This window comes from Congregibacter sp. (genome assembly GCF_965662665.1).
Taxonomy (GTDB): Bacteria; Pseudomonadota; Gammaproteobacteria; order Pseudomonadales; family Halieaceae; genus Congregibacter.
The window spans coordinates 1-16,937 of the sequence record NZ_CBFIIF010000045.1; the positions used below are offsets into that span (position 1 = coordinate 1).

The 16,937-nt window shown below is 56.2% G+C and carries 17 protein-coding genes; 13 read left to right on the plus strand and 4 right to left on the minus strand.

Features of this window, described 5'->3' with window-relative positions:
* Window positions 1–5: 5 nt before the first annotated feature.
* From ACTG39_RS13275 to trpS, 4 genes are read left to right on the plus strand one after another with little or no spacing between them, the layout of a single operon-like run.
* Window positions 6–785 (plus strand): undecaprenyl-diphosphate phosphatase, encoded by a 780-nt coding sequence (locus tag ACTG39_RS13275; RefSeq protein ID WP_439108063.1) that lies wholly within the window; start codon window positions 6–8, stop codon window positions 783–785.
* Between the two features lie 21 nt (window positions 786–806).
* Window positions 807–1,703: an NAD(P)-dependent oxidoreductase gene (locus tag ACTG39_RS13280; protein ID WP_439108048.1), complete on the plus strand. Its 897-nt coding sequence runs from the start codon at window positions 807–809 to the stop codon at window positions 1,701–1,703.
* Complete coding sequence (locus tag ACTG39_RS13285; RefSeq protein ID WP_439108049.1) at window positions 1,703–2,995, plus strand: M18 family aminopeptidase; 1,293 nt, start codon at window positions 1,703–1,705, stop codon at window positions 2,993–2,995. Before ACTG39_RS13280 ends, ACTG39_RS13285 begins: the two co-directional genes overlap by 1 nt.
* A 56-nt stretch (window positions 2,996–3,051) precedes the next feature.
* On the plus strand, window positions 3,052–4,059 hold the full coding sequence (trpS, locus tag ACTG39_RS13290; protein WP_439108050.1) for a tryptophan--tRNA ligase: 1,008 nt from the start codon (window positions 3,052–3,054) through the stop codon (window positions 4,057–4,059).
* 55 nt (window positions 4,060–4,114) lie between these two features.
* Here the strand turns inward: trpS and ACTG39_RS13295 are convergent, their stop codons facing one another.
* Window positions 4,115–6,193 (minus strand): TonB-dependent receptor, encoded by a 2,079-nt coding sequence (locus ACTG39_RS13295; protein WP_439108051.1) that lies wholly within the window; start codon window positions 6,191–6,193, stop codon window positions 4,115–4,117.
* A 202-nt stretch (window positions 6,194–6,395) separates the two neighbouring features.
* Here ACTG39_RS13295 and udk point away from each other — a divergent pair, with 202 nt between their 5' ends.
* The 8 genes from udk (at window position 6,396) to ACTG39_RS13335 (ending at window position 13,485) form a co-directional block, all read left to right on the plus strand.
* Entirely contained in the window at window positions 6,396–7,037 is a 642-nt protein-coding gene (gene udk / locus ACTG39_RS13300; RefSeq protein WP_439108052.1) for a uridine kinase, read from the plus strand.
* Entirely contained in the window at window positions 7,034–8,266 is a 1,233-nt protein-coding gene (locus ACTG39_RS13305; RefSeq protein ID WP_439108053.1) for a NupC/NupG family nucleoside CNT transporter, read from the plus strand. The genes udk and ACTG39_RS13305 overlap by 4 nt, the downstream gene beginning before the upstream one ends.
* A 70-nt stretch (window positions 8,267–8,336) precedes the next feature.
* On the plus strand, window positions 8,337–9,431 hold the full coding sequence (gene purC, locus ACTG39_RS13310; RefSeq protein ID WP_439108054.1) for a phosphoribosylaminoimidazolesuccinocarboxamide synthase: 1,095 nt from the start codon (window positions 8,337–8,339) through the stop codon (window positions 9,429–9,431).
* Window positions 9,432–9,434: 3 nt separating this feature from the next.
* On the plus strand, window positions 9,435–10,190 hold the full coding sequence (locus ACTG39_RS13315; RefSeq protein ID WP_439108055.1) for a sulfite exporter TauE/SafE family protein: 756 nt from the start codon (window positions 9,435–9,437) through the stop codon (window positions 10,188–10,190).
* Between the two features lie 97 nt (window positions 10,191–10,287).
* Entirely contained in the window at window positions 10,288–10,695 is a 408-nt protein-coding gene (locus ACTG39_RS13320; protein ID WP_439108056.1) for a TIGR01244 family sulfur transferase, read from the plus strand.
* Window positions 10,696–10,755: 60 nt separating this feature from the next.
* Window positions 10,756–12,075 (plus strand): amidohydrolase, encoded by a 1,320-nt coding sequence (locus tag ACTG39_RS13325; protein ID WP_439108057.1) that lies wholly within the window; start codon window positions 10,756–10,758, stop codon window positions 12,073–12,075.
* Window positions 12,072–12,779, plus strand: a complete 708-nt coding sequence (locus ACTG39_RS13330) for an NUDIX hydrolase (protein WP_439108058.1) — start codon at window positions 12,072–12,074, stop codon at window positions 12,777–12,779. Before ACTG39_RS13325 ends, ACTG39_RS13330 begins: the two co-directional genes overlap by 4 nt.
* A 4-nt stretch (window positions 12,780–12,783) precedes the next feature.
* Window positions 12,784–13,485 (plus strand): cytochrome b/b6 domain-containing protein, encoded by a 702-nt coding sequence (locus ACTG39_RS13335; RefSeq protein ID WP_439108059.1) that lies wholly within the window; start codon window positions 12,784–12,786, stop codon window positions 13,483–13,485.
* A 96-nt stretch (window positions 13,486–13,581) separates the two neighbouring features.
* Here the strand turns inward: ACTG39_RS13335 and ACTG39_RS13340 are convergent, their stop codons facing one another.
* From ACTG39_RS13340 to ACTG39_RS13350, 3 genes are all read right to left on the minus strand, one after another.
* Window positions 13,582–14,052 carry a c-type cytochrome gene (locus ACTG39_RS13340; RefSeq protein ID WP_439108060.1) on the minus strand — a complete coding sequence of 157 codons (471 nt, stop codon included), beginning with the start codon at window positions 14,050–14,052 and terminating at the stop codon, window positions 13,582–13,584.
* A gap of 108 nt (window positions 14,053–14,160) precedes the next feature.
* A complete protein-coding gene (locus ACTG39_RS13345) occupies window positions 14,161–15,150 on the minus strand; it encodes an NAD(P)H-binding protein (RefSeq protein WP_439108064.1) in 990 nt (329 codons plus the stop codon).
* Window positions 15,151–15,155: 5 nt separating this feature from the next.
* The gene (locus ACTG39_RS13350; RefSeq protein WP_439108061.1) at window positions 15,156–16,304 is read right to left on the minus strand and encodes an acyl-CoA dehydrogenase family protein; all 1,149 of its coding nucleotides are present in this window, start codon (window positions 16,302–16,304) and stop codon (window positions 15,156–15,158) included.
* Between the two features lie 226 nt (window positions 16,305–16,530).
* Here ACTG39_RS13350 and ACTG39_RS13355 point away from each other — a divergent pair.
* Window positions 16,531–16,937: aldehyde dehydrogenase family protein (locus ACTG39_RS13355; RefSeq protein WP_439108062.1), on the plus strand; the 407-nt coding region annotated here is incomplete at its 3' end.

A 16,937-nucleotide genomic window follows, 5' to 3' on the forward strand; every position in this document is an offset into this window, starting at 1 on the left:
AGGCGCTGATCCTGGCGCTGATTCAGGGGCTTACTGAGTTTCTTCCCATATCAAGCTCGGCACACCTCTTGCTGCCGTCCATGCTGCTGGGTTGGCCTGATCAAGGGCTGGCCTTTGATGTGGCGGTGCACTTTGGCACGCTCTCAGCGGTCGTTGTTTATTTTCGTCAGGATCTGTGGGCGCTGGCTCAAGGGGGTGGTCGGGCATTGCTCGCCAGAGAAGTGAACGACAGCAGTCGTGAGATCGGTTTTCTGGCGCTGGCAACCGTGCCTGCAGTGCTTGTGGGTTTCGCACTCAATGACATGATGGATTCCCTGCGCACGATACCTGTAATCGCCAGCACAACTATTATATTTGCGCTGTTGCTGGCCTATGCCGATCGTCGCGTACAGAGCTCATCAACGGAGGGTGTTGGGAACTGGCGGGTCGCTCTTCTCATTGGTTGCGCGCAGGCGATCGCACCTATCCCGGGTACCTCGCGATCCGGGATTACTATTACTGCGGGCTTGCTTCTGGGTCTTTCTCGTCACGCAGCAGCGCGGTTCTCTTTTCTGTTGTCTATTCCCATAATTTCAGGCGCTGCGCTTTTAAAGGTGACGGAGTTAAGTGGTGCAGACACGCCAGTGGATCTGCCTCTGATGGCGTTGGGTACGACTGTCGCTGCGTTGAGTGCCTATGCCTGTATTGCCGTGTTTTTACGTCTCATAGAGGCGGTGGGCATGCTGCCCTTTGTTATGTATCGCCTGTTCCTGGGTGTTGTCCTATGCGCCCTTTGGTGGGCCTGATTTGTTGAGGAAGTCGAATAAATGAAAGTGGCTTTTCTAGGGCTCGGTGTGATGGGGTTTCCTATGGCGGGGCATTTGTCCCGCGCCGGACATGAGGTCTGCGTCTACAACAGAAGTCCGGCCAAGATGGATCTTTGGCGAGAGACCTACGATGGACGTAGCGCCAATACACCGGCCGAGGCGTCTTCGAATGCTGACGTGGTGGCCCTGTGCGTGGGCAATGATAACGACGTCCGTGAGGTTATCTGCGGCGATAAGGGGATTCTCGAGGGTGTGGCCGAGGGTACTGTGATTGTGGATCACACAACGGCGTCTGCAGAGCTGGCAAGAGAGCTCGAAGACCTGTGTAGCTCACGCGGCCTGGGTTTTGTGGATGCACCGGTAAGCGGCGGGCAAGCTGGCGCCGAGGGCGGAGTACTGACGGTGATGGCTGGGGGTACTGCGGCGTCCTTTGAGAAGGCGCTTCCCGTCATGGAGAGTTACGCAAAGTGCGTGCGACTGCTCGGTGACAGTGGTGCCGGACAGTTGGCTAAGATGGTCAACCAAATTTGTATTGCCGGTGTGGTCGAGGGGCTGTCAGAAGCGCTGCTGTTTTCAGAGCGGGCAGGTTTGGACACAGCGGCGGTGGTGGAAGTGATCAGTCAGGGTGCTGCGCAATCGTGGCAGATGCAAAATCGCTACGAAACGATGCTGGAAGGGCAATATGAACATGGATTTGCGGTGGACTGGATGCGCAAAGACCTGTCCATCGTGCTCGCAGAGTCCCACCGGCTAGGCCTCGAATTACCCGTGACAGAGCTGGTTGATGGGTTCTATGCGGATGTCCAGGCGATGGGCGGATCTCGCTGGGATACCAGCAGTTTGCTGGCGCGCCTGGTGGATAGGCATGCAGAGTCAAAGAATGAGGCTGACGGTTAATGGATAAGGAGATTTTTAATCAGGACCTACTTGAGTTTCTGTCAGAGTCTACAACGTCCTTTCACGCGGTTAGGGCCATGTCCCGACGTCTGCGCGAAGCGGGTTTTAAGGCTTTGGAATCGTCCAGGGATGTAGCGCCGGGAAGCGGGGGCGTCTTCTTTGAGCAAGGCGGCAGCCTCATCGCTTTGCGTCCCGGTAGCGGGTCACTGCTTGATGATGGCCTGCGTATGGTGGGGGCTCACACGGATAGTCCCTGCCTCATGGTGAAGCCCCAGCCGGAACGTCGCAGTCAGGGCTACCTGCAGCTCAGCATTGAGGTTTACGGCGGTGCTTTGTTAAATCCCTGGTTTGACCGCGACCTGTCCCTCGCCGGTCGAGTGAGTTATGAGAATACGACGGGCGCCGTGGCCACGGCGCTGGTGGATTTTAGGGATCCCATCGCGGTGATACCCAGTTTGGCGATTCACCTCGACCGCGAGGCGAACAAGAATCGAACGGTGAATGCACAAACCCAGATGTCCCCGATTTTGTCTCTGGATATCGGCGAGTTCAGTCTGCGGGAATTTCTTTGCGAGCATCTTCGGGATCAGAACCTTGATGCCAAGGAAGTGCTGGATTACGAGTTGTGCTTTTACGACACCCAGGCTCCCGCGCAGATTGGGCTGCGGGGAGAGTTCATTGCGTCAGCGCGTCTGGACAATCTGCTGTCTTGCTATACGGGCTTGCAAGCGCTGCTGGAGGCGGACGGGTCCCAGTGGTCCTTGCTGGTTTGCAATGACCATGAAGAGGTGGGTTCCTGCTCAGCTACCGGTGCCCAGGGACCCATGCTGCAGCACTTTCTTCAGGGCTTGCTGCCAGAGCAAGGGGTTTTGCCCCTGCTCATGCAGCGCTCCATGATGATTTCTGCGGACAATGCTCATGCGGTGCACCCGAGCTATCCTGACAAACATGACGAACACCATGGGCCGAAGATTAACAGCGGCCCTGTCATCAAAGTAAATGCGAGCCAGCGCTACGCCACATCCAGCGACGGCGCAGCCTTGTTTCGACTGCTGGCCCGTGAAGCGGATGTGGCGGTGCAGAGCTTCGCCATGCGCGCGGATATGGCTTGTGGGAGCACCATTGGCCCCATCACCGCCGGTGAATTGGGTGTCACCACTCTGGATATCGGTGTGCCTACTTTTGCCATGCACTCCATTCGTGAGCTTGCAGGAAGCGACGATGCCTGGTCACTGCACCGAGTTCTGCGCGCGTATTTTCAACAGACTGCTCCACTGTTTTCTGCTGGCTAGTGAAGTCCGCCAAAGAAAGCACTGTGGATGATCAACAAACTCTTTAGGAGACAGCAATGAGTATGCGTCGCGTACTGACGGGTATCACCACCACCGGTACTCCCCATCTGGGTAACTACGTAGGTGCAATTCGTCCTGCAATTGCCGCCGCAAAACAGGCGGATAACGAGTCTTTTTTCTTTCTCGCGGATTATCACGCGCTGATTAAGTGCAGTGATCCCGAGGTAGTGGAACGATCGGCTCTTGAAATCGCAGCGACCTGGCTGGCCCTCGGGCTGGATACCACGCGCGCAGTATTTTATCGCCAGTCGGACATTCCCGAGATAGGCGAGCTAACCTGGATTCTTAACTGTAGTGCCGCCAAAGGCTTAATGAACAGGGCTCACGCCTATAAAGCGGCGGTGCAGGCTAATGAAGAAAATGGGGAGGACCCTGACTTTGCGGTCACTATGGGGCTTTTTAGCTATCCCGTGCTTATGGCGGCGGACATTCTGATGTTTCGCGCCCATGACATCCCCGTTGGCCGGGATCAAATTCAGCACGTGGAGATGGCGCGGGATATTGCCCAGCGTTTCAATCACAATTATGAAGAACTCTTCGTGCTGCCCGAGGCGCGGGTTGACGACAATGTCGCGGTGCTTCAGGGGCTGGACGGACGCAAGATGAGCAAGAGCTACAACAATACGATCCCCTTATTTGATACAGAGAAGCGCCTTCGAAAATCCATCAACAAAGTAAAGACCAACCTTCTGGAGCCTGGCGATCCGAAAGACACGGAAGATTCTACGGTGTTCCAGTTGTGGTGCGCATTTGCCGATGAGGCGGGTGTTGCATCTATGGAGCAGGCTTTTGCTGATGGCATTGCTTGGGGTGAGGCCAAGAAGCAGCTCTTCGAGCTGATCAATGACGAGCTGAGTGGTCCTAGAGAAGAATACGAGCGCCTTATCGCAGATCCTGGTCATATCGAAACGGTGCTCCGCCAGGGTGCTACGAGGGCGCGGGAGCAGAGCGCTCCCCTCATGACTAAGGTCCGTGCTGCGGTAGGGATCAGGCCGATGGCCTGATCCTCCTCAACCGTTCCGGCGTCGCCAGGTCTGGATTGCTTAGGGACGCTGCGAGTCACTCGGGCGAGTAGGCAAACTCCAAAAACACGCCGCGAGGCTGGCCTACAAAGTAGCGGTAGGCACCAAACCCAAAGTCAGCGCGCTCGGCATAATCCTCATCCAGAAGATTGCTGACGCGTACCGTGGTGCTAAAGCCCTTGCCCAGTGCCAGTGCCAAACGCAGGTTGAGTAACTCATGACCTTCATATTCGTGCTGGTTATCGGGCTCGAGGTAGTAACTTCCCATATGCACCCATCCCAGCTCTGTGGTCAGGCTGCGGCCGCTTTTGAGAGCAGTGTCGCGGCCCAACCGTGCACTGCCAAAGTGCCGCGGCGCGGTGTCAATGTCGTTGCCTTCGATATCAAGACGGGAGCCGAGAAGATTGGCGTCACTGTCATAGCGGTGTCGCGCAATGTTTCCGTCGATGCCTGCATACCAACCTGACTCGCCGGTCCAGTAGACACTAAATTCGATGCCTACATGGCGGGTCTTCGCGCCGCTGACGTTTTGCCGATCAGCGTCCTGAAAAATCACATCGCTTTTTTGCATGCTGTACACCGAGGCGTCATAGCTAAAGCCGCCCATAGCGCCACGCAGGCCGAGATCAACACTGGTGATGGTTTCACTGTCCAGATCTGCGACTTCCTGTCCCGACTGCAAACGGTAGAGTTCTGCCGCCTGGGGAGGACGAAAGCCCTGGGCGCCGCGAAGATAGATACGATGATCGTCGCTCAGCGCGTAGGTGACGCCCAGATTTATGCTGCCGTTGCTGAAGTCATCTTCTCGATCAGCCGGACGAAAAAATCGACAGGCACTGGCTTCGGGCGCACAGGCGGAGCCATCGTCAGTCTGGTTGTCGTAGTCATAGCTGTTTTGCTCGAGACGCAGGCCCGCGGCGAGTCCCAGGCGCGACGTGAGTTGCCAGTTTGCCTGGCCATAGAGAGCTGCAGACAGAGCGTCTACTTCGTAATCATAATGCACCCCTGCAGGCTGATTAGGACTGAAATCGTCGTCCTGCACTTCTCTCAGCCACCCTCGGGTGGCATCGATGTCTACGCCCGTACTCCAGCTGAAGCTCTCAATGCTATCGCTGAGTGCCAGGCGTAGGCCCAGGCTCTCCTGGCCGTTTTTTTCGGTGGCCTGCCAGGGAAGGAAGTGCTGTAAAAACTCCATGCTCGTGCGTCTAAAATAGGGGGTGATGCTGAGCTGGCCGGCGCCAGTCTCTCGAGACCAGCGGCTGTAGGCTCGCAGTGCAAAACTGTCCCGATAAGCTTCAGGATTGGGATTCACTTTTTTGAGGTTGGGGTCTTTGTAGGCTTCAAATCCTCTGATAAAGCCGGATGTCTCCTGATTGAGGTTAGTCGCTTCGAGGGCATTGGTGACTTGCCACTGCTCGCCGCTAAAGTCATGTCGGAGCGTGAGTTTTTGTTGGTCAAATCCTGCGTTGTCTTTGTAGCCACCATCGCTCACGCCATTGAAATGCACGCCAACGGCGTGCGCCCCATGCTCAGCACGGAACTCACCTCGTACTCGGTAGTAGTCATTGGGTCCGGCTTCGACGGCGTATCCGTGTTCCGGACCCTGGCGAGGATCGGCAGTGAGCGTATTGATCACGCCGTGCACCGCGTTTGCGCCATAGACGGCGGTACCCGGACCGCGAATCACCTCAATCGCACCTGCTTGTTCACTGTTTACGTCAAAAAGCTGATTAACGTTGCAAAATCCTGGTGCTCGCAGGCTAATGCCGTCCCATGCAGTGTAGAAAGCGCCGCAACCGCCACTGCCGGTGAGTACGGGAGAGCGTAAAGCGACCAGGCTCTCCTGGCCGTTGCCCCGCGATATCCAGGCTCCGGGAGCACGCTGCATAACTTGATTGATGTGCACCGCGCCGGTGAGCTTGAGAGCATCATCGTCAATACGTGACCAAGGTAGGGTAAGGTTTAGCCCGGTCTCCGGTTCCCGACTGGCGCTTACGATTACCTGTTCGATGCGCGAAACTTCTTCATTGCTATCTTGCGCTATTACAGACGTTGCAAGCGAAAGTCCCGTGAGGCACAGCGCGGTGTACAGAATCCGCGGATTGGGTGATCGCATAGTGTTCACTAATAAGAGTTATTGAGACGCGCGGCAGTGTAACGGAGGCAGGTCTCAGTCCCAAGTGGTGATCATTGTCCGGTGCATCCAGGCAATGCGAATCTGACAGATTGCCTGACAATAGGGAGTGTTGAGGCTTGGGGTGCGAGCTTTCAGCGGCTAGACTGACGTCTTCTTCATAGCACTGTAAGGCATCTGTCCTGTGCAGCCCTTAGTAATCGCCATAGCCGGACCTTCGGGGTCGGGTAAAAGTCTGTTTGCCGAAACGCTCTGTGACGAGCTGCGCAGTGACGCGCCGCACTTGGGCGTCGTTCTCATGAAGGAGGATGCTTACTATCGCGATCAGGGGCACATGGCGCTGGAGGATCGCGCGGGAGTCAACTATGACCATCCCGACGCTATCGAGCAGGACTTGCTCGCCAAACATTTGCAGCAGCTTAGTGATGGTCACAGCATAAACTCACCACTGTATGACTACACGGTGCATAGTCGTCAAAGTGAGACGCTGCCTGTCGCACCGGCGCCGGTAATTATCGTCGAGGGTATCTTGTTGCTCACGCACGCCGGGCTGCGCGACGTGTTTGATATCAAGTTCTATATGGACACGCCTCTGGATATTTGTCTGTTGCGGCGCATGGCCCGCGATGTTCAGGAGCGAGGTCGAAGTCTGGATTCGGTAACCCAGCAATATCAGGAAACGGTGCGACCGATGTATCACGAATTCATCCGGCCCAGCGTGCGCTATGCGGACATGGTGATTACCCGGGGTGGCCGTAATCGCGTCGCGCTGGATGTCGTTCGCAACATGTTGCTATCCCTGGCAATCAACGAGAAACCGTCTTGAGTAGCGCATCTACGACAGTGCTTGCCTTGCTGGCAATCGCCGTGCTGCTGGGCATAGCCTGGCTTTTGTCGCTGGATCGGCGATCTGTGTCTTTGCGAACGGTCGGTGGAGCATTTCTCTTACAGGTGGGTATTGGAGGGCTTGCTCTCTATGTGCCCGCAGGCCGAGCGGTTCTCGAGTCCCTGTCCTCCGGGGTAGCGCGAGTGATCAGCTACGGTCAGTCGGGAATAGACTTTGTATTCGGTGACATCGGCCGCTACGAGGTAGGGTTTGTGTTTGCCTTTCATGTGCTTCCGATCATTATCTTTTTTTCGTCATTGGTCGCGGTGCTTTATCACATCGGCGTCATGGGCTGGGTTATCCGTCTGCTCGGTGGTGCCCTGCAACGCTTGCTGGGCACAAGCCCGGCGGAGTCCATGTCAGCGACCGCTAACGTGTTCGTCAGCCAGACTGAAGCGCCATTAGTGATCAAGCCCTATATTGCCTCCATGACGCGCTCGGAGCTTTTTGCCGTGATGGTGGGCGGCATGGCGACGGTGGCAGGTTCAGTGCTGGCAGGCTACGTCGCGCTCGGTGTAGAAATGCGTTATCTGCTTGCGGCGAGTTTTATGGCCGCGCCGGGAGGATTGCTCATGGCGAAGCTGCTGGTGCCAGAACAGCAATCGGTCTCCAGGGCCGAAGACGCTATGAATCTAAGTATCGAGAAAAGCGTCAACGTCTTTGACGCCGCAGCAACCGGCGCGGCTAATGGCTTGTCCCTCGCAGTAAATATTGGCGCTATGCTCCTCGCTTTTGTCGGCCTGATCGCTTTGTTGAACGGCTTGCTGGCGGGGCTTGGGGGGCTGGTAGGCTGGGACGCCCTAAGTTTGGAACTTTTGCTTGGTAACCTCTTTCGGCCTATCGCATACCTTCTTGGTGTTCCCTGGGAGGAGGCCGCGGTCGCGGGTAACCTCATCGGCCAAAAGTTGGTGCTCAATGAGTTTGTCGCCTTCGGCTCATTTTATGAAGACAAAGCCTTGCTGAGTGATCATGCGCAGGCGGTCGTCTCCTTTGCGCTCTGCGGCTTTGCGAATCTGTCGTCCATCGCGATTCTCATTGGAGGGTTGGGCACGCTCGCGCCAGAGCGGCGGCCCCTCATCGCGCAGTTGGGGCTCCGTGCTGTGGCGGGTGGTTTTTTGGCGAATCTGCTTAGTGCCGCCATCGCCAGCTTCTTTTTGTCTCTGGCATGACAGGAAACTATGCACGGGTGCTAATGCGAACTTCCTGTGCTGTGCACCTTGAGGGCGGCTTGGACTCCTTATGAATTCTCATTCAGTGTTAACCGTGAGCGATGATTTGCCCTTGTCCGTGGCGCGGCCCGTACACAGTGGCAAGGTGCGATCCGTATACTTTCTTCGCCCTGAAGATTCGCGACGTCTCATCGAAGAGCGACGTTACCCCATCGCTGCGCACAGTGACTTGGCGGTGATGGTGATCTCGGACCGATTGTCGGCTTTTGATTGCCTCTGGCGCAGTGACAGTTTCGCGGGAGTGCCTGGAAAAGGCGCAGCGCTGAATGCTATTGCGGCGCACTGGTTTGCCGCCTTCGATGAGGCGCAGCTGATTCCCCATCATTTGTTAGAGATGCCGCACCCTATGGTGTGGATCGTGCGGCAAGCCAAGCCGGTCATGATTGAAGCGATCGCCAGGCGCTACATCACTGGCTCACTGTGGCGGGCCTACAGTCGGGGGGAGCGTGTTATCGGGGGTGTGACACTTCCCGAAGGTTTGAAACAGTTTCAGCGCTTAAGCCAACTTCTGTTTACGCCATCGACAAAAGGCATTATCCGCGGTTTACCCGATGTGCCGGACACGGACGACGCGCCGGTCTCCAGCTCGGCATTAAGAGCCCACTACGAGGCCTTCGGTCTCCGCAGCGAAGCGCAACTGGACCACTGCGTGAATGCGCTGAAGTCTGGTTTTGAAACCATCGAACGCTTGCTGGGAGATCGCGGCGAGTTGCTGGTGGATACCAAGTTCGAGTTTGGAATAGCCCCCGCCAAGGGTGGAGGCGAGGAACTCGTTTACATGGATGAAGTCGGCACTCCGGACTCATCGCGGATTTGGCGTACCAGCGATTGGGAGCGAGGCGAACCTCGGGAACATAGTAAAGAGCAATTTCGGGAGGCACTGATGTCCTGGGTTGATGATAAGGACTTGCTTCTTGATCCAGCGCGCATGGATGAGCGCAGCGCCTTCGCTAAGGCCCACACTGTCCCCGATGAGTTTTTTGACACACTGTCGCAGACCTATGCAGCGCAGGCTGACGATATTCTCGGTAAGCCTCTACCGATAATAGAGCGTCCCCGTGAGGCTATGTTGGATCTACTCAGCGAGTTTGGTCTGGTTGCTTAGAGTATGTTGCAGGACCCATCTTTCTATTTAGTCAGTGTCCCGGCAGTGCTGCTCTACGGAGTAGCGAAAGGTGGTTTTGGTGGGGCTGTGGCGATTCTGGCGGTGCCGCTCATGGCACTGCTGATGCCGCCTGCTCAGGCTGCGGCCATCTTGCTACCCATTCTTGTCGTCATGGATATGGTCGTGATTTACAGCTATCGCGGGCAGTTTGATGCCCTCGCGCTGCGCCTCCTTCTTCCCGGGGCGCTCCTGGGCTTGCTTGCGGGCTACCTTTTGGCAGATGCGGTGAATGAAGCGATGATGCGCTTACTCGTGGGATTCGTGGCGCTGATCTTTGGTGTGCAAACACTTATAGGCTGGTTATCTTCTCTTGGAAAAGAACATAATCGCTGGAGCGCCACTTTTATTGGCGCGCTGTCGGGCTTTACCAGTTTTAGCATTCACGCGGGCGGTCCGCCCTTTGCTATGTACCTATTGCCGAAACGATTGCCGCCCCTGATCTATGTTGGGACTTCAGGATTGTTCTTTGCGGTGGTCAACCTTATCAAGCTCCCCGCTTACTACGCACTAGGACAATTGTGCACAGAGAATCTCTGGTATTCCCTGGCCCTGATGCCCATTGCTCCTCTGGGTGTTTTACTGGGTCGACGACTTGTGCAGCTTTCTAATCCCCCGAATTACTACAAGATCATTTCTTTGTTTTTGGTGCTTCTGGGCATCAAGTTAATTTTTGATGGTTACCAGGAATTTCTGTCCTGAGTAGCTTGCTCGTCATCGCTCATGTATCTGTTGCCCGCAGTAACAGCGGGATATACTTCGCGACCAACTCCTCACATCAGAAAAGCTGAGTACTCCTATGCAGGATAGTCTTCGTCACGTAAAGCTTAGCGATAGCATCGCTGCCTCGCCGCAAATACAGGCAGGGGATATGGCGGCGGTGGCCGCCGCTGGATACCAGGTCGTTATCAATAATCGACCCGATGGCGAGGCTATGGGGCAGCCCAGCTCCGACGAATTGCGAGCCGCGGCTGAAGCCGCTGGTCTCGAATATCACTACTACCCCTTGAATGCCTTCAACTACCCTGGCGACGATATTGCTGCTATGGCCGCGCTGTTTGATGACGAGCGCAATGTTTTTGCTTTTTGTCGCAGCGGTACTCGATCGAGCAATCTTTGGATAAGTAGTCGGTCGGCGGACGAGAGAGACGGAGCACGGCAGCACGCTCAGCAACTGGGCTTTGATGTCTCGATGTCTATGCGGTAGTTCCGCTTTGCTGACCGGCTTCCCTTGCAAACAACGAAATACAAAGAGTGAGTAACTTATATGAAGCGATTTTTCACCGTATTGCCCCTGGCATTAAGTCTTGCGTGTTCCTCAGCGCTGCGGGCAGATTCCCTCAGCGATGCTATCGCCGACGACTATGACGCCCACCTCGCGGAGTTGTTCGTATACTTCCATCAAAACCCCGAGCTGTCTTTCATGGAACAAAAGACTGCCGCGCGTCTTGCTGCAGAGCTCCGTGAAACGGGTTTTGAAGTTACCGAGGGCGTTGGCGGAACGGGGCTTGTTGCTATCTTGGAAAACGGTCCGGGTCCACTGGTGATGATGCGGGCGGATATGGACGGCCTCCCCGTACAAGAAAAAAGTGGCTTGGAGTATGCGTCCACGGCAAAGCAGATAGACCCCGATGGTAACGAGGTGTTTGTCATGCATGCCTGCGGGCACGATGTACACATTACTAGTCTGGTAGGTACTGCGCGGCAGATGATGGCGCGGCGCGACGACTGGTCCGGCACGCTAATGCTCATTGGGCAGCCCGCCGAAGAACGCATATCGGGCGCCGAAGCGATGATGGAAGACAAACTCTGGGAGCGTTTTGGACAGCCAGATATGGCTATGGCGTTTCACGTCACCTCAGCCATTCCCACGGGTAAGCTCTCCGCGGCAATGGGTGCGCAGTATTCCGGTGGAGACACGGTTGAAATCATCGTTCACGGTATTGGCGCCCATGGCGCGGCACCGCACGCCGGGGTCGACCCCGTGGTGCTGGGATCGCAAATCGTACTTGCCTTGCAAACAGTCGTAAGTCGCACGCTGCCGCCACGGGACGCAGGGGTTATTACCGTCGGCGCGTTCCATGCAGGGACCAAGAACAATATTATTTCTGATCGAGCTGTCCTGAAGCTGACCGTGCGCAATGATGACCCAGCAACACGGGAGCTCTTGCTCGACGGTATTCGCCGTGTGGCGGTGAATATGGGTCGGGTCGCCGGTTTGCCTGACGACAAGCTACCGGAAGTGATCGTGTCCGATGAGTCGGTGCCGGTGACCGCGAATGACCTCGCAATGACCGAGCGTCTGCGCGATGTTTGGCAAACTCGTTTCGGAAGCGATGTGCTTTGGGACAAAAAGCGTAAGAGCATGGGTTCCGAGGACTTTCCGTTTTTTACTACCGAGCCCTATATTCCCAGTACCTACTTTGCGGTAGGTGGCACGCCGCCAGAGGCATTTAGCGCTGCGGCGGCGGGTGGCGAACCAGTGCCATCGCATCACTCCCCGCTGTTCAAAATCACGCCGGAACCAGCGGTAACGCTTGGAGTTGAGGCGACGGTCGTTGGACTTATGGAGTTAATGGGCAAATGACTGTTCCTATTCGGCCCGCGAGCACCGTAGTCCTGCTTCGCGATGGCGAGGAGGGATTAGAACTCCTCATGGTGCGTCGCAATCGCGCTTTGGCCTTTGCCGGCGGTTTTTGGGTGTTTCCTGGCGGCGCGGTCGATGATGCCGATCGTGCTCAGTGCGGTGATGATCCCGATGAGGCGGCCCGTTACGCCGCGGCGCGCGAAGCAGAAGAAGAGGCGGGGGTTAGCCCTGATCCTGCAGCGATGGTGCTCATCAGTCATTGGACGACACCCGTTGGGGAACGCAAGCGCTTTTCGACCTGGATATTTGCCGGCGAGGTCGCTGCAGATGCAGAGGTTGTGATCGACGGTAGTGAGATTCACGAGTACCAATGGATTGGCGTTACCAGAGCCCTGGATTTACACAGGGCAGGGGAGCTGCCCATGATGCCGCCAACCTATATCACGCTGTGCGCCATGGCCCGGTACGAGACCGCGTCGGACGCTTTAGCGGGAGAGCGCGAGACTCCCTGTCCGCGCGTCCTGCCACTTCTGGTACCAGTGGAGGGTGAGGGGAAGTTCGCGACCCTGTATCCCGGCGATGTGGGCTATGAAAATGGTGACATGGACGCCGACGGTCCAAAACACCGGGCGTTTTTGTCCAATGGTAGCTGGCAGTATCAGTACCAGGGTGTGAGCGAGCCGCCTTTGTATCCTCAGGACTGATTTCATGCCGAGTATTCGTACGCAGGACAGGCAAAGCGCGGCGCCCATGCAACATATTCTGTGGGACTGGCCCGTACGGGTAATTCACTGGCTCATACTGCTGCTGCTCCCTGCGAGCTGGTGGACGGCAGAGCAAGGCTATCAGGATGTTCATCAGTGGCTGGGATTTACGCTGTTGATCGCTGTTTTGACGCGTCTCTGCTGGGGATTCATCGGTTCCCCCCAAGCCAGGTTTCGCGACTTTTTGCGCGGCCCCTTTACTGTACTTGCCTATTTTCGTGGTGCTGCCAGTACTACGCCAGGTCATAACCCTGCAGGGGGTTGGTCATCGATGCTGCTCTGGCTACTACTGTTGGCACAAGCCCTCACTGGAACGGTCAACTCCGATGATGTCCTGTATACCGGACCGTTCTACTACGTGTTTGATAGTGAAGTGAGTGACGCCCTGGCCGCGTTACACGAAACTATTTTCAATGTGCTTCTCGGCTTCGTCGCGCTGCATGTTGCGTCGGTTATCTACTATGAGCGCCGTCAAAAACAGCGATTGCTGAAACCTATGATTTACGGGAAGGCGGAGGGCCGCTACGGCACGGGACCGGCACAAGCGGCTTACAAGGCATTGATTGTTGTCGTGTTGCTTACGGCGATGCTCTTTACGCTGCTCGAACTCGCGCCGGCTCCTCCGGTCTCTGATTACTACTGGTAGAGAAGCATGACGCCTAGAGAGGGGGTCGGCAACTAGCTCCCTGCCATTTGCACAGAGCCAGTCAACGATTCGCGAGGTTTAGTACTAGTGCTAGTGCTAGTAAAGGTAGTCTTTTGCCTTGTACTCATCGTGACAGGCCTTGCATGCGCCGCCGGTCTCTTTGATGGCACCACCGATAGCTCCGCGGTCACCACTTTGGGCCGCAGCCAAAAGTCCTTTGGATGCTGATTGCAGGGCCGCATACTTCTCCAGGAAGTCGTCGGTGTTCTCCCAAATTTCCGGCTTGGCACGCGTCGTACCCTTATCAGACCCGGGACCAAAGGCACGTGCCACATCAACACTCGCCACAGCGGCAAAGTCTTCTGCGAGAGCCAGCATCTTCGCGTCATCCCAAGGCATATCGCCTTTAACCATAGCGGCCATGGGGCCAAAGTTCATGGCGATTAATGTGAAATACGATTGACGATAGGACTGCATCGCCTCTTCCTTCACCAGGTGCGATAGAGCCACGGGTGCAGCGCTAAGTGTGAGTACCGCTAAACCGGTAGCAAGTAACTTTTTCGACATACGACTTCTCCTGTCTGAGGTTTGGGCGAACAATATCCGCGCTTAATAAAACCCTAATCCAGACACTTCTGCAAGAGAAGGCTTATCGCAGTTAGCCAGGACTGGATCCTAGCGAAACACCGCCTGGTCTCCGAGGCCTTGATCGTCCGCACCAGCGAGTTGGGCGCGATAGCTGTCTTCGAGAGTGATACTGCCAAATTCCGGTGTCGCCTCTGCATCATAGGCCTGCTTTTGCGTATCCCAATGGAGCATGGACTCAGTCGCGTAGTAATGACCGATGCGTGCAAATTCTGCCTTGTCGGCCAAACGCTTTGAAAATCGTGCCGCTATTGAGAGCAGTGCGGCCGCGCCCAAAAGTAGCTTGGGGTTAACGCTGCGTGTGCGCAGAGGCTGCCCCGTAAGCTTGGCTAAGAGCTCTGCTTGTGCCAGTGGCGTGATCGCCGGCCCCGGGCCGCCGATGGCTTGCACGCCGGACAACGCCGTTGATTCAAGGGTCATGCGAATAAACTGCGCAAGCTCGTCTTCAGCAATGGGCTTACACTGAGTGAGCAGGCCGTCGCCGAACATCAAAAAAGGTTTGCCCTCGCTGACGCGCCGAAGCTGGCCGCTTAATGACTTAAAAAAAGCGGTGGCGCGTACGCTACTGTAGGACAGACCTGAGCACGCCAGCTCTGCTTCAAATTTGAGCTTTGCATGTTGGAATGCCAGCCTGGGTTTTTGTACGCAGATGGCCGACAACAAAGTGAAATGCTTTGCGTTTCGCTTGATCGCCCAGCGAAGCAGATTGTGATTAGCCTGGTAGTCCACGGCGTAGCTGTCGGTGATGCCGCCATTGCGACTCGCGATGCACGAGACAACAAAGTCGGCATTAAAGTGCTCTGTGGCGTGATCGAGGGATTGGATGTCCTGCAGGCTCGCTTCGACAAGGTCGAGGCTGCCCTGCGCTGATGTGGCCGCAAGTTCATGGAGTGCTTGAGCGGGTCTGCCCGTCCTGTCCCGGACAGGGCAGAGCAGTGCAAAGTTGTGACTGAGCAGCTCCCGGGCGACCCGGGAGCCTATATAGCCGGTCGCACCGGCAAGAAGGACAGTTTGCTTCAGAGGCTTTAGCGCCCCAGCATCGTGCGAGCTACCAGCTCACGCATGATTTCGGAGGAGCCGCCGTAGATACGCTGAATGCGCGCATCGGTGTAAAAGCGCGAGATGGGGTACTCCACCGTGTAGCCGTAGCCGCCGAACAACTGCAAACAGTCATCGATGGTGCTGCACTGCATTTCGCAGGATGCGAGCTTTAGCATCGCGGCCTTATCGGCGGTCAATGCTCCCTGCGCATATTCGTCCGCACACTGCTCATAGAGCGCGCGATTCAGACCGATCTGGGTTTTCACATCCGCCAGCTTAAAACGCGTGTTCTGAAATTCGCCGATGGTCTGTCCAAAGGCCTTGCGTTCCTTGACGTAGTCCACAGTGATATCCAGCGCGCCCTCGGCAGCGCCAACGGCCTGTGCGGCAATGCCCAGACGCTCCCGGGGCAACTCTTCCATCATGATCACGAAGCCACGATTTTCTTCGCCAAGGAGGGCATTTGCCGGGAGGCGTACGTCCTGGAAAAACAGCTGTGCGGTGTCCGAGGTGTGCTGCCCGATCTTTTCGATTTTGCGGCTCTTCTCAAATCCGGGGAGGGAGGTGTCCACCAAGAACAGTGACGTACCTTTTGCCCCTTTGCCGGGATCGGTAATTGCTGCAACCACGACGATATCTGCATGGATGCCATTGGTGATGAAGATTTTGGATCCATTAAGTACCCACTCGTCGCCATCGCGCACAGCGTTTGTGCGAATACCCTGTACGTCAGAGCCAGCGCCCGGTTCGGTCATGGCCAAGGCGCCAAAAGCATCGCCGCTTACCATTTTGGGAAGCCACTGCTGCTTTTGCTCCTCGGTGCCGTGACGACTGATATACGGTGCGACGATATTGGAGTGAATGCCGTAACCGGTAGCGATGCCACCAAAACCCATGCGAGATAGCTCTTCGATCAGCATTAGGGTGACGTGAGGAGCCGTGCCAGCGCCGCCATAGGCCTCGTCGACATCGGGGCAGAGGAGGCCGGCCATGCCCATGGTGTTCCAAAACTCGCGGGGAACCAGGTGGTTCTCCTCCCAGGATTCAAAATGCGGCCCAATTTCCTGTTCAAATGCGCGACGCGCCATGTCACGGAAGAGGGTCATCTCATCACTGGCGATATCCATATTCATGGGGTCAGTCCTCGAATGTGGTGGCTAAATAAGGGGCACATATTGTGGTGGATACCCCTCAGGTCTGCAAGGAAACCAATGAGAGTAAATTTGCCGTCCGGGAAGGAGTTCCGTTGGCGATGAGTGGCGGGGACGCCTCCATCCAAAGGGTGCTTTCCCTGAGCTTCTGTGGTGCTAAACTCCGCTCTCGGATTTTCGGCCACATTACAATAACGGAGTATGTCCAATGCGCGAGCACATGCAGTTTTACATTAACGGCGAGTGGGTCGACCCCAGCGTTGCCAAGCCCTTTGACGTCATCGATCCTGCACATGAAACCGTTTGCGCTCGTATATCACTCGGTTCCGAAGCCGATGTTGATCGAGCGGTTGCCGCGGCAAAAGCAGCCTTCGAAACCTTTGGCGTCAGCGCGCGGGAGGAGCGAATAGCCCTGCTGGAGCGCTGTATCGAAGTGTACCAATCACGGTATCAGGATATGGCCGAGGCTATCCGTATCGAGATGGGCGCACCTAAGGGTCTTGCAGAGACCGCTCAGGCGCACACTGGCCTTGGGCACCTGCAGCAGGCTTTGGATGTCTTGCGCGAGTACGAGTTCGAAGAAGATCTTGGGCAGCATCGGCTCGTCAAAGAGCC